Here is a 13,583-nt window from a genome sequence, read left to right as displayed (position 1 = left end):
AACGCCATCTAGTTGTTATGTCAAAGCCATTACATTCCTATTTATCCAGCCAGCCCTATGTCGGCCGCTTTGCGCCTTCGCCTTCGGGTGCCTTGCACTTTGGCTCGCTTATCGCCGCCCTTGGCAGCTATCTGCGCGCACGCTCGCTACAGGGTAAATGGCTAATTCGCATCGAAGATATAGACCCACCGCGGGAAGTCAAAGGCGCCGCCGATGATATCTTACGCACCTTAGAAGCCTATGGATTTGAGTGGGATGATGTGCCTCTGTATCAAAGCCAGCGCACAGTGGCTTATCAAGCGCAAATTGACTCGCTGCTCGCCCAAGATAAAGCCTATTTCTGCCAATGTAGTCGCAAGCAAATTCAAGCCATGGGCGGCGTCTACGATGGCCGCTGCCACCGATTGCCACAAACCCAGTCTGCAAATCTTGTTAGGTTGGGTGCGGTGCGAATCGTCAACACGGCGCAAGTGCAAGAATTTGATGACAATCTAATGGGCCATATTTGCGTTGATAGCCATTTTGCCGCAGAGGATTTCATCATCAAACGCAGTGATGGTCTGTACGCCTATCAATTGGCCGTAGTACTCGACGATGCTTATCAAGGGGTCACCGAAGTGGTTCGAGGCTGCGACTTAATCGAGGCCAGTTGTCGCCAACTGAGTTTGTATCAAAGCTTTGGTTTAGCCGCACCGCAATGGCTGCACTTGCCACTCGCCTGCATAAGTAAAGGCTTTAAGCTCTCAAAACAGAATCATGCACAGGCAATTGATACACTTAATCCACAGGCGAGCCTCAATGCGGCACTGGCATTTTTAGGCCAAACACCCGTCGAAACCCGCGGCTCTGTGGCGCAAATGCTCGCTCAAGCCGTGGATCAGTTTCAATTATCCACTATACCGCAACAATCTGAGATACTGATCGAGCCCTGTTATACTCATTAGGCCGCATTTGGTATATGATAGCCGCCAGATTATTTAATCAAATAACAGATCATATTTCGAGGTGTCCCATTTTTCGCCGTATCAGCCAATTCTGCAAACAGCTATTTGAAGACGCGCCTAAAACGACCGCTCCGACTCCAGCTCAGATTGAACCAACAACACCTGAACAAAGTTCCGGTGCTTTGAGTTTAGAGTTAGTACCAAGAGATGCCCATACCATCTCGCGCAAACAAATCAGCGAGAATGCCCTTAAGGTATTATACAGACTGAATAAATCTGGCTTTAAAGCCTATTTAGTCGGCGGCGGTGTACGCGATTTACTCTTAGGGATTGAGCCTAAAGATTTCGACATAGTGACCAATGCAACACCGGAAGAAATCAAAAAATTATTCCGTAATTGCCGTGTTGTCGGTCGCCGTTTCCGCTTAGCGCACATTGTTTTCGGCCGCGATGTGATTGAAGTCGCCACCTTCCGTGGTCACCATGGCGAAAGTAATGAGAAAGTCTCTAAAGCCAATGCCGAAGGGCGTTTGCTGCGCGATAACGTCTATGGCGAAATCGATGAAGATGCCGAGCGCCGCGACTTTACCGTCAATGCCCTCTATTACGATATCAGCGATTACTCGATTCGCAGCTATGGCGGCGGTATGGCCGATCTCAAAGCGGGCACCCTAAGATTAATTGGCGATCCAGAAACCCGTTACCGTGAAGATCCGGTGCGTATGTTAAGGGCAGTGCGTTTCGCCACTAAACTCAACATGGGTATCGAAACCGTCACAGCCGCGCCGATTAAACAATTAGCGCCGCTGCTAAAAGATATTCCGGCAGCACGTATGTACGAAGAAGTGTTAAAACTCTTCTTTGCAGGTAAAGCCTTAGCCAACTTCGAACTGATGCAAGAATACAAGCTATTCGCACCGCTGTTTCCGCAAGTGGCGGCACTGCTGAAAGATGATCCTAAAGGTACGACCATGAAAATGGTGCAAGCCATCATGAAGAGCACAGATCAAAGAGTTAACGAAGATAAGCCGGTCACACCTTCATTCTTCTATGCTGCGCTTCTCTGGTATCCACTGCGTCAACGCGCCGAAGATATCGCGGTTGAAAGTGGCCTGACGTTATACGATGCCTTCTTTGCCGCCATGGGCGATGTGATGGAGCAGCAATGCCAAACCATTAGTATTCCGCGCCGTTTTAGTACGCCGGCAAAAGACATTTGGCAGTTGCAGTTACGCTTTGATCGTAGCCAAGGCACCCGCGCCTTTAAACTGATGGAGCATCCTAAGTTTAGAGCCGCATACGATTTACTCTTACTCAGGGGCGAAGTCGAAGCGGGTAATGTCGCTAAAAGTGCCGCTTGGTGGCAACAATTTGTCGAAGCCGATGAAACAGAACGTTTAGCCATAGCGCGTAGCGGCAGTAAATCGCCAAACCGCAACCGTAATGCCACCCAACGTCGTCGCCGTCCTCGTGCACCGAATGCCGATGGTTCAGCGCCGACGAGCGCACCTAAAGCGAGTGGCACACCTAAAGTTAAAACGGCTGAATAATGCCCCGCGTCTACGTCGCATTAGGCGCAAATCTTGAAGATCCCAAGGCTCAATTGGACAATGCCGTGACGGCATTGTCCGCCTTAGGCAATAGTCTCGTCGTTTCTCCCTATTACCATTCGACGCCCATGGGCGATGTCGTGCAACCCGATTATGTGAATGCGGTAGCGAGTTTCGATACTGATCTTGCGCCATTAGCTTTACTCGATGCACTGCAGCATATTGAAAACACCCAAGGACGAATCCGCCTAGAGCGTTGGGGGCCTAGAACCTTAGATCTCGATTTACTCTTGTATGGTAATGAGAACATTGATATTCCTAGACTCAAAGTGCCCCACTACGGCATGAAAACGCGCAGCTTTGTGCTCGTGCCTTTAGCCGCAATTGCACCGGATCTGATTCTGCCGTGCAACACTGCCATCGACAGTCTTATCGATACAAAAATGTTGGCCGAGTTACAACAACTGGGCATTGATCATTGAAGTCCGTCCTCAGTTAGCTTATAACACCACTTCTATTTGGTTTGAAGATCATCCATATGTCTAAAATTACTAGCTCAACCCTGTTGAAATACAAACAGGAAGGTAGAAAATTCACGGCACTGACAGCCTATGATGCCAGTTTTGCCAGCGCGTTCGATAGCGAAGGTGTCGATGTGCTGCTGGTCGGCGATTCTTTGGGAATGGTTCTCCAAGGCCATGACGATACCCTGCCCGTCACTACTGCAGAAATCGCTTACCATACTCGCTGTGTTCGTCGCGGTATCGAACGTGCCCTGCTGATCGCCGATATGCCCTTTATGAGTTACGCCACGCCAGAACAAGCCATGGTCAACGCCACTGAGTTAATGCAAGCTGGCGCAAACATGGTCAAAGTCGAAGGCGGACACTGGTTACTCGAAACCGTCACTAAGCTCACCGAACGCGGTATTCCTGTATGTGCCCACTTAGGCTTAACGCCTCAGTCGGTTCATGTGTTTGGTGGTTTTAAAGTGCAAGGCCGCGATGCCGAAAATGCCCAGCGCATCCTCGACGAAGCTAAGGCTTTAGAAGCCGCGGGAGCTCAACTACTCGTAGTGGAATGTATCCCTGCACCACTCGCTGCGGCGATCACTCAAGCCTTAACGATTCCAGTCATTGGAATTGGCGCAGGTGCATCGACTGATGGACAAATCTTGGTGATGCATGATGTGTTAGGTATTTCAAGTGGTTACATTCCACGTTTCTCGAAAAACTACCTAAAACAAACCGGTGAAATTCGTTCTGCGGTACGTGCTTATATCGACGAAGTTGTCCAAGGAACTTTTCCTGGCGAAGAACACACTTTTAACAAATAACAGATTTATGCAAGGTAAGGCTCAATGATCACTAGCGCCCATATTGATGATATTCGCACTCAAGTGCGTGCATGGCGTGCCAAGGGCGAAACTGTCGCCTTTGTGCCGACCATGGGCAATCTCCATCGGGGACACATCACCTTAGTGAAAGAAGCGGCTAAACGTTGTGATCATGTGGTGGTATCGATTTTCGTCAATCCAATGCAATTTGGCCAGAACGAAGATCTCGATGCCTACCCACGCACACTCGCCGCCGACAGTGAAGCCCTCACCGCCGCTGGCGCTGAGTTGCTGTTTACCCCAACGCCAGCCGTGATGTATCCCAAGGGCTTAGCGCAACAAACCTATGTTGAAGTACCAGGTATTTCAGATCTGCTCTGCGGCGCTAGCCGTCCGGGGCATTTTCGAGGCGTTGCGACTATCGTCTGTAAACTATTCAACATAGTACAGCCCGATGTGGCACTCTTTGGCAATAAAGACTATCAACAGCTATTAGTCATTGAAACTATGGTTGAAGACTTGTCATTACCGATTGAGATTATCGGTGTTGATACCATACGTGAGGACTCAGGTTTAGCCATGAGTTCGCGCAATGGTTATCTCACCGCCGCAGAAAAAGCCGCTGCACCAGCATTAAAACAGGCGATAGATGCTATGGCTGCAGGGATCAAACAAGGTCAGAGTGTTGATGCTGTCACCGAGCAAGCGAAAATCAGTTTAGTGGCGGCGGGCTTTACGCCGGATTATCTGGAAATTCGTCATGCCCACACGCTTGAGAAAGCGCAGAGCCAAGACCAAACCTTAGTCATTTTGGCCGCCGCCTATATAGGTAAAGCGCGACTTATCGACAACTTAAGGTTCGATCGCTAATCTCTTAAGCGTTATCAATAAATAAAAAGGAGCAGTCGCTCCTTTTTATTTATCCAATGATCGACCAGAAGCTATTTTCTTCTTTAGAATCAATCTCAGCGCCAAAAATTTGAAGCGTCAAAAAACTGGTTTTATCCCTAAATTTACGCCATAGTATGATGCAGATGTTAATTTAAGGTAAATGATTAGCGGCAGACATTGACGAGTGAATTTGACCTTATAATGATGTATGGCTAATCCTTTAATTTATTGGGCTTAACAGCCGGTTAAGCCTAATAAAAACAGTTATAAAGGCATAATAATGTAAACGTCATAATCATTATTTATCATGCTTAATCAAACAATTAAATCATAATAGCTATGCAAGTGTACAAAGGATTTGTGGCCTCATGGCAAGACTGATACTCACCCTAATTTGTGTTATTTTGCCCACTGCAATACAGGCAAATACCATTTATAAATGCCGTAAAGATGACAAAATTGTCTTTAGCCAAACCGCTTGCCCGCAGGAATTTAGCCAACATAAAATCGAATACCAGTTAGGGATAACGACTGAAGTAGACTCTGATAAAAGAGACATTCCTGTCGATCCCTTACACACTCTACTGAATAGTCGAACCATTTCTAAAGAAAAATTATTGCAGTTACTCGACGGCGAGATATATCGTCTTAAGCAGGAAAATAGCTATTTTGAAATTCTGCGCGCCAGTGAATTGCAGAAATTAGAACGTAAACGTTATTGGCAAAATAAAGAGAAAACCGATCCTGAATACATTAACGAAATGGACGATATCAATACTCGCTTCAATGCGTTAACTGTGAGTAATAACAGTGCGATGCAACAACTGGAAGACCGTAAAAGCCAAATCAGTACCGAAGCATTCCATGAAGAGTTAAAAAAACCAGAAAAGCACTGATCTCGCATAAGACGGTAGTATTAATCTTCTCTCTACCCGATTAAGAAATTCAATCATAATAATGGTTAATCTTCCGCTCACAGTAATGTCCCTTTGTTTAACCTAGGATTCATTACCGCAAGGACAAGAAGCCTGTTGTTGCACACAGGGTAAATGACATAGGTTGCTACAGTTAATTAAACTCCTCAGCAGTTTCTCGCTGGCACAAACGCGTACTTTTTTATCAAGAAAATGTAAACGCGATAGTCAATGTATTTCCCTTCACTTGTTATTGCATTGTTTAAAAATCAAATACTCGCTTCACAACAAATACGACTTAACTACTAGGACAACTAGATTAGACCCCTTAAATAAAAACACGTCAATAAACATATAAAATCTATTTAATCAATACGATATAAATACAGCTATCATTTACCTTCCGTTAATCCTTTCTAGAATAAATACCCGTTTGGCCAATTGCGACATATTAACGGGACTCGTATCTTCAGGTCTGAATTTGGGATGCAAGTTGCTTTAAGCAGCCCAAGATATTTGATGCAAGGAGTCACCCGTGCCAAATACCTCTATACGCTTTTTGGCGCCGCTGATCTTGCTCTGTAGTTGTATGACTTCAGCACAAGAGCTGAATGTCAACGAGTTACCCGTAACCCTTCAGGCATTACTGGAACGTTCCGGTCGCGATAACCTTATCGAGCTGGTTCAACAAGGCACTGCCAACCAAGGATTACTGTTCCAGTCAGGCAGCGATAACAAGGCCGATGTAACACAAGTGGGCAATGATAACGATGCGCTAATCACACAGATTGGTTCAAACAATGAAGTCCAACTACTGCAAGTCGGCAGTCAAAATACGGCTTCAGTGACACAAATTGGCAATGACAATCTCGTGCAACTGAACCAACTAGGAAGCGGCAACTTTTCGATTCAACAGATTGCGGACGGTGCTGCAATCTCAATAACTCAATATTAAACAGGGAGCGTCACATGAAATCACAAGCTAAAAAATCACTTATTGCTTTGGCCATTGCAACAGGTTTAAGCGGTCAAGCTTTTGCTGCCAGTACAGTGAGCGAAATTAGCGTAGTACAGTCAGGCCAAGCCCAAGACACTTTAGTCTCACAAACGGGTGGCCTTAACGCTGCTGCGGTTGTGCAAACAGGTACAGATCAAACCGCAACCGTCATCCAAGACGGTGTGTGGCATGAAGCGGCTATTAATTCAACGGGTGATGATAACAAGGTCCAAATAACGCAACAAGTTGACTGGCATGTGGCAAGTGCAAATGTTGTAGGTGACAACAACAATGTAAATGTGTCGCAAGATGGTTTCTTTAACCAAAGCAGTAGCGATGTTACTGGCAACGATAACACGGTATTCGTTAACCAATTAGGCGAAGTCAACGAAAGCCAAGTTGAAATCACTGGCGCTGAAAACAGCGTGTTTGTTGAGCAAGAAGGCGATGCTAACTTTGCAGTTTTTCGCGTTGAAGGCAGCAACAACGACGGTAAAATCACACAAATCGGTGACAACAACCAAGCGGGTTTAATCGCTCTCGACTTAACCGCTAACGTGGGTAACAACAACGACGTTTCTGTTAATCAAGCGGGTAACAACAACTTTGGCGCGGCTAAGGGTATTGCAGGCGACAACAACAAAGTAGACATGGTCCAAAAGGGTGATAACCATGTAGGCTTCGTTTACGCACTGGCGGGCAGCAAAAACGATATTTCAATGGATCAAAAAGGTACCGGCAACACGGCTTATCTTGCTATGACTACGGGTGATGACAACAGTGTCGATATTACCCAAAATGGCAGCGGCAACACTATCGGTGATACTTTAGTGGCCGATATCCAAGGTGATGATAACGATATTACTATCACTCAAAAAGGCGATGTCAACGGTGCAGAGTTCCAAGTATGGGGCGATAGCAACGACGTTGACTTGAAACAAAAAGGCGATGCGAACTTCGCAACCTTTGGTGCATACGGTACAGATAATGACTTCGATTTATCTTCTAAAGGCGATAACAACGAAATCATTGCCTTCGCTGATGGTGAAGATAACAGTATTGAAGTTAGCCAAGAAGGCGATGAGAACTTTGCTTATGTAGATGCCGTGGGTAGCGATAACGAAGTTGATGTTGAGCAAGATGGCGCTGAGAACGAAACATTGATTTCTGTTGCTGGCAACAACAATGCCGATGTCAGCGCACTTCAAAGTGGCGATCTTAACGTTATTGACCTGATTATTGAAGGTGATGAAAACACCGCGCAAATTACTCAATCAGGTAACGGTAACTGGGTAGGCGGCGATAACGACACTTCATTTGCTTCAAATTCATTTGGCGTTAGCGGTGACAATAACAGCCTGTCAATCACTCAAACGGGTAATGACAACTTAGTGTTAGGTTCTCAAGCGGGCACTAACAACAGCATCAACGTGAACCAATCAGGCAATATGAACGTTGCCACTGTAGTGCAATACTAGTCAATACTGTTAAACCACCACAGCTAAACTCTTTGGTGGTGGTTTATAAAAAGGGTGTTAAACAAAAAGCGGGAATGTTTAAATAAACATTCCCGCTTTTCTATGTTGATATGCTAGTAATCATTAACATTAACCACTCAAAGCGAAAAGCTAACGACCAATATCTTTAACTGACTAACTGCACAGCTCAAAGTGAGTTTGATAGGTTTGCGCCCAACGTAAAAGCTCAACCCGATTACGAGACTGGGTCTTGCGGAAAATAGAAGAAATATGCGCCTTCACTGTATGTTCGCTGATACATAACCTATGAGCGATTTCTTTATTCCTCGCACCACTCGATACGAATTGAATGATAGTGCGTTCACGGGATGTCAGCATCTGCAGCATAGCCACAGTATCAGAGGGCATTTCATTATTACCTTCTAACTTTTGTACGACACGGCGAAACATTTTGCTTAGCAAAGTTCTATCGTACCAAAGTTCCTCTGCCACCATTTTACGTAAACCCGTTAACATCAGATCCATACGTTGATCGGCAAATAAAATACCTCGAATGCCGAGTAACATTGCAGATTCTTGGTCTAAGGAGTCTCGCTCAACTTGATACAGCGCCACAGGAAAATGTGACACTAATCGCGAAGCTAACAGAGGTATCCCTTTGTTATCTAATGCTGAACCTTTTTGGGTGATCAGATAAAAACTACGGCGACTCTTGTCTAAATCCAGTTCTGCCGCATGCTTTACTATACGCGTTTTCAAACCTATGGATTCAGCAAGTAACGCTAAATGACATGGCGCGGCCATTTGGTGTAAAAAAACCAATTCATTAATTGTGCTCAATGACTCTCCTCCCTGAAAAGTATTCTCTATTGCAAAATGGTATGTTTGACTCGTCTTTTTAGTTAGATTTTTCAACATTCCATTAACCTAGTTAATTCTGACTAGTTAACGATTGAAAAACATCACCCAAATGTACTATTCCCTGTTTAATGCTAGTAGGTTCGACTAACTCACCACAATAAAATGGAATAACAGTCAAAAATACCGTTTTACTTGGCCAACGCCCAGCACCTAATACTTTCCAACTATGACGTTATCAATCCAAAGTTGCAACACAAAGAAAACACAATAACAACACTAAAGTATGACAACTCAATGTCATCACACTCACACCATATATTTCAGGGAAGAAAGTCTTACAACTCAAACAGAGAGCATCACCCACTTTTAGCCGCTAAATCCTCTGCTTGAGTCTCGCGATTTGTTTATCTTGAAAACGAGACAGTAAAGCTAACGCGACAATTGCGCCAATGAGGGCAAGAAACATGTCGGATTGGGTATCCCATACATAGCCTTGAGTCCCTAAAAAGGCTTCAGCCCCTTCGCCGGTTGCCACGGCAACCCACCATTCGATCAGTTCATAAAACGCCGAAAATGCGAGCACAAAACAAGTAGCAAGAAACGCGCACCAAGCCCCAGGTTTGACAGCTTGATTACGCAACATAATTTCACGGGCGAGCATGGCTGGGATAAAACCTTGCGCAAAATGACCCACTTTATCGTAATTATTACGTTCTGAACCCATCCAATCGGCAATCATGTCAAATAACGGCACTTCAGCGTAAGTATAATGAGCGCCTACAAACAACACACAGCAGTGTATTAAGACGAGAAAATACACTAAAGGTGTCAGTGGAAAACGTTTGCGAGTAAAGAATAAAATCGGTACAGCAATCAATGCAGGTAAGGCTTCGAGCCACCATGTGAAAGGATCTGCGGGTTTTATCGCCGACCACACCAAAACTGAGAGGTAAATACCGCACCATGCGATTTTGTTATTCAATGTTTCTTCCTCTTATGCGATATTGTTCTAAATTTAGAATATTAACTTTAGCCATCTAGCCCTCCACACTGAGCAAAAAAAGTGCTACTTTGGTGGGTGAAGGTTGTGAGCATATCATAAGAAACATTTCTATTAATTAGAGGGTACCCATATCATGGCGAAACATTCGCTGGACAAGGATAAGATCAAGATCCTGCTGTTGGAAGGCGTCCACCAATCTGCGGTCGATGTATTTGAACGTGCGGGATACACCAATATCGAATACCACAAAGCTTCCTTAAGCGATGAAGCCTTACTTGAGTCCATTAAAGATGCGCATTTTGTGGGACTTCGTTCGCGTACCCAATTAACTGCAGAGGTGCTGAAACGTGCAGAGAAGTTAATCGCGATAGGATGTTTCTGTATTGGAACCAACCAAGTTGACCTTGCCACCGCCGAATCCCTTGGTATCCCAGTATTTAACGCGCCATTCTCAAACACTCGCAGTGTTGCCGAACTCGTGATTGGCGAAATCATTATGTTGATGCGGGGTATCCCTGAACGCAACGCTATCGCTCACCGTGGTGGCTGGATGAAAACCGCAGCGGGCAGCTATGAAGTGCGTGGTAAAACCTTAGGTGTGATTGGTTACGGCCATATTGGTACTCAGCTTGGCATTCTGGCGGAAACCTTAGGTATGCGCGTCGTGTTCTTCGATATCGAAGACAAACTGCCACTAGGTAACGCACAACAAGTCCATTCGTTAGAACTCCTATTAGCACAAGCTGATGTAGTAAGCTTACATGTCCCTGAAACTCCACAAACAAAAGACATGATAGGCGCTGCCGAGTTTGCGGCGATGAAAAAGGGCAGCATCTTTATCAACGCATCACGCGGTACTGTAGTCGATATTGAAGCTTTAACCGTTGCGTTAAAAGAACGTCACCTCGCAGGTGCCGCAATCGATGTATTCCCCGTTGAACCACAATCGAATGACGATGAATTTATCAGTCCTCTACGCGGTTTAGACAATGTTCTACTCACGCCGCATGTCGGCGGTAGCACGGCCGAAGCCCAAGAAAACATTGGTATCGAAGTCGCGGGTAAGCTCGCTAAATACTCAGACAACGGCTCAACCGTTTCTGCGGTTAACTTCCCTGAAGTGTCATTACCAACGCATAAAGGCACCTCGCGCTTGCTGCATATTCACCAAAACCGTCCGGGCGTGTTGATCAAGATCAACCAAGCCTTCTCGGAAAAAGGCATCAACATCGCCGCCCAATATTTGCAGACCACCGCAGAAATTGGTTATGTCGTGATGGAAGTAGACACAACTCAAGCGGAAGAAGCCTTAGTTGAACTCAAAGCCATTGAAGGTACATTACGTACCCGCGTGCTGTTTTAAACTTTAAACTCCACTCGCTTTAAGCCTATCGACTAAAGCACACATAATAAGGCGCACAGATCATTCACAGATATGTGCGCCTTATGCTTTTGAGCCAACTGGAATTCCGTTACAATCTAGCCTCTCACATCGTCTTCATTTTCAGGATCTCGCTATGACTATTTCAGTTTCTACGCCCCATTGGGATCTGGACGCTACCTTGCCTCCACTTATGCTTACCAACTTATCTCATTTGGGCCTCATCAAAGTCGTTGGAGAACAAGGCCGCAGTTTTATCCATGGCCAAGTGACCACAGACATCAGCTCATTGGCCACGGATCAATGGCGCTGGGGCGCCCATTGCGATCCTAAAGGTAAAATGCTGGCCAGTTTCAGAACCTTTGCCATTCAAGATGCACTCTTTATGTTGATGCCAAAGGATGCCATCGAAGTCGATTTACCCCAGTTACAAAAATATGCCGTGTTTAGTAAAGCCACCTTAAGCAATGCATCCACTGAATGGACTCTGCTCGGGGTTGCCGGTGAACAGGCAAGCCAATTCGTGAACAAACATTTTGGTGACATTCAGCAAGAGCTCACACTCATTGAAAATGGTGCGATTTTAAAAGACGCTGAACGTTTTATTTTAGTATTAACACCAGATGCCGCAGCAGCTTTAGTTGCGCAATCGGAACTGAGTGTATTTGACGCCAGTGCATGGCAAGCGTTAGAGATTGCAGCAGGTTACCCCAACCTTGCCGCCAGCCATGCCAGCCAGTACGTACCGCAGATGTGTAATCTACAAGCGGTTAACGGTATCAGCTTCAACAAGGGCTGCTACATGGGACAAGAAACCATAGCGCGAATGAAATATCGCGGTGGTAATAAACGCGCCCTGTATATTTTGCGCGGTCACACCAATCTTCAAATCAACCTAGCATCAGGCCTTGAAATCGCGATGGAAGACAGTTTTCGCCGTGGCGGTCAAATCATTGAGTTTGTACAGCGCGGCAACCAAGTCTTGTTAACCGCCGTACTTCCTAATGACACGGCTAATGATACTCAACTACGTTTTGCCGACGATGAACAATCACATTTAACGATCCAAGCCCTGCCTTACTCATTAGATGAAGCATAATACTTTGATTTAATATGATTAGTATAAAATATTGAAGCAGAATAAAGGCGCCAATGGCGCCTTTATCTTAGTCAATGCACTTCGAGCATTAATTTTCTAAATAAGTATCTCGAATAGCAATTGCTTCTGGCAGGATTTGCTTGAACTCCTCCACCAGCTTAGGATCGAAATGTTTTCCCGCTTGATTTTCAAATAGCTCCATAGTCGCTTCAATCGTCCAAGCCTGCTTATAAGGCCGTTGCGAAGTCAGCGCATCGAACACATCCGCAATCGCGGTGATACGCCCTTCAAGGGGGATTTCTTCGCCAACCAAGCCATTGGGGTAACCTGAACCATCCCACTTCTCATGGTGAGTTAAGGCGATACGACGGGCCATTTGCAATAACGGATCGCTATGTTCACCAATAATTTCTGCACCTATGGCGGCGTGCTGCTGCATAATTTCCCATTCCTGCGCATCAAGTTTCCCAGGCTTTTTCAGCACTGCATCGGGTGTACCGATTTTACCAATATCGTGCATAGGCGCCGCATTAAAAATCAAGTCACAAAAGGTTGTCGGTAAGCCGAGCTTTATCGCTAATATGCGGGCGTAATGACTCATACGCACAACATGTAGACCCGTCTCGTTGTCCTTGTATTCAGCGGCACGGCCAAGACGACGGATAATCTCGAAACGGGTTTCTTCTAATTCGTGAGTACGAACTTTAACTTGTTGTTCGAGTAGACGTTTTTGATCATAGAGCGCAAGATGCGTTTTAACCCGCGCTTTAACGACAGGCGCACTGACAGGCTTAGTAATGTAATCCACCGCGCCCAATGCAAAACCTTGGGCTTCATCAGCAATTTCAGATAAGGCGGTCACGAAGATCACCGGAATATGGCTGGTCAGCGGCTCTTGCTTTAGCAGCTTGCAGACTTCATAGCCATTCATACCTGGCATCATGACATCGAGCAGAATTAAGTCGGGCCGCGATTTTGTCACTAACGCTAATGCCCTTGGCCCATCGATCGCCACTTTGACTTTGTAATCATCACCTAGAATACCAATCAAAATATCGATATTCTCAGGTGTGTCATCGACGACTAATATTGTTGCTTTTTCCATTAACAACTCCACTCAATGTCACGC

Annotated in this window: 13 protein-coding genes; 10 read left to right on the top strand and 3 right to left on the bottom strand. The window is 45.5% G+C overall.

Annotated elements, in window-relative coordinates; translation table 11 throughout:
- Window positions 1-17: 17 nt before the first annotated feature.
- The 8 genes from gluQRS (at window position 18) to L5L91_RS11625 (ending at window position 8,110) form a co-directional block, all read left to right on the top strand.
- Entirely contained in the window at window positions 18-944 is a 927-nt protein-coding gene (gluQRS, locus tag L5L91_RS11660; protein ID WP_263236610.1) for a tRNA glutamyl-Q(34) synthetase GluQRS, read from the top strand.
- 14 nt (window positions 945-958) lie between these two features.
- The gene (locus L5L91_RS11655) at window positions 959-2,494 is read left to right on the top strand and encodes a polynucleotide adenylyltransferase PcnB (protein ID WP_263236606.1); all 1,536 of its coding nucleotides are present in this window, start codon (window positions 959-961) and stop codon (window positions 2,492-2,494) included.
- On the top strand, window positions 2,494-2,976 hold the full coding sequence (gene folK, locus L5L91_RS11650; protein ID WP_263236603.1) for a 2-amino-4-hydroxy-6-hydroxymethyldihydropteridine diphosphokinase: 483 nt from the start codon (window positions 2,494-2,496) through the stop codon (window positions 2,974-2,976). The genes L5L91_RS11655 and folK overlap by 1 nt, the downstream gene beginning before the upstream one ends.
- Window positions 2,977-3,032: 56 nt before the next feature.
- Window positions 3,033-3,830 carry a 3-methyl-2-oxobutanoate hydroxymethyltransferase gene (panB, locus tag L5L91_RS11645; protein ID WP_263236600.1) on the top strand — a complete coding sequence of 266 codons (798 nt, stop codon included), beginning with the start codon at window positions 3,033-3,035 and terminating at the stop codon, window positions 3,828-3,830.
- A gap of 24 nt (window positions 3,831-3,854) precedes the next feature.
- A complete protein-coding gene (gene panC, locus L5L91_RS11640) occupies window positions 3,855-4,700 on the top strand; it encodes a pantoate--beta-alanine ligase (protein WP_173246722.1) in 846 nt (281 codons plus the stop codon).
- A gap of 389 nt (window positions 4,701-5,089) precedes the next feature.
- Window positions 5,090-5,617, top strand: a complete 528-nt coding sequence (locus L5L91_RS11635) for a DUF4124 domain-containing protein (RefSeq protein ID WP_168822497.1) — start codon at window positions 5,090-5,092, stop codon at window positions 5,615-5,617.
- Window positions 5,618-6,170: 553 nt separating this feature from the next.
- The gene (locus L5L91_RS11630; RefSeq protein WP_263236594.1) at window positions 6,171-6,590 is read left to right on the top strand and encodes a curlin; all 420 of its coding nucleotides are present in this window, start codon (window positions 6,171-6,173) and stop codon (window positions 6,588-6,590) included.
- Between the two features lie 14 nt (window positions 6,591-6,604).
- Entirely contained in the window at window positions 6,605-8,110 is a 1,506-nt protein-coding gene (locus L5L91_RS11625; RefSeq protein WP_168822495.1) for a curlin, read from the top strand.
- Between the two features lie 174 nt (window positions 8,111-8,284).
- Here the strand turns inward: L5L91_RS11625 and L5L91_RS11620 are convergent, their stop codons facing one another.
- Together L5L91_RS11620 and L5L91_RS11615 are read right to left on the bottom strand one after the other, a co-directional pair.
- Window positions 8,285-8,950, bottom strand: coding sequence for a helix-turn-helix transcriptional regulator (locus tag L5L91_RS11620; RefSeq protein WP_014611267.1), 666 nt, complete (start codon window positions 8,948-8,950; stop codon window positions 8,285-8,287).
- 394 nt (window positions 8,951-9,344) lie between these two features.
- Window positions 9,345-9,953, bottom strand: coding sequence for a DUF2238 domain-containing protein (locus L5L91_RS11615; protein ID WP_168822493.1), 609 nt, complete (start codon window positions 9,951-9,953; stop codon window positions 9,345-9,347).
- A gap of 154 nt (window positions 9,954-10,107) precedes the next feature.
- Between L5L91_RS11615 and serA the strand changes: the two genes are divergently transcribed.
- A complete protein-coding gene (gene serA, locus L5L91_RS11610) occupies window positions 10,108-11,337 on the top strand; it encodes a phosphoglycerate dehydrogenase (protein ID WP_105251515.1) in 1,230 nt (409 codons plus the stop codon).
- Between the two features lie 154 nt (window positions 11,338-11,491).
- Window positions 11,492-12,454 (top strand): tRNA-modifying protein YgfZ, encoded by a 963-nt coding sequence (gene ygfZ / locus L5L91_RS11605; protein WP_263236591.1) that lies wholly within the window; start codon window positions 11,492-11,494, stop codon window positions 12,452-12,454.
- 88 nt (window positions 12,455-12,542) lie between these two features.
- On the opposite strand, the gene L5L91_RS11600 is transcribed toward ygfZ, so the two are convergent.
- On the bottom strand, window positions 12,543-13,559 hold the full coding sequence (locus L5L91_RS11600; RefSeq protein ID WP_028759378.1) for a two-component system response regulator: 1,017 nt from the start codon (window positions 13,557-13,559) through the stop codon (window positions 12,543-12,545).
- Window positions 13,560-13,583: the final 24 nt, after the last annotated feature.

The organism is Shewanella sp. SM55, assembly GCF_025654025.1.
GTDB classification, from domain to species: Bacteria; Pseudomonadota; Gammaproteobacteria; order Enterobacterales; family Shewanellaceae; genus Shewanella; species Shewanella oncorhynchi.
Note: the sequence above shows the minus strand (reverse complement) of the source record. Positions and strands in the feature narration are given on the sequence as shown.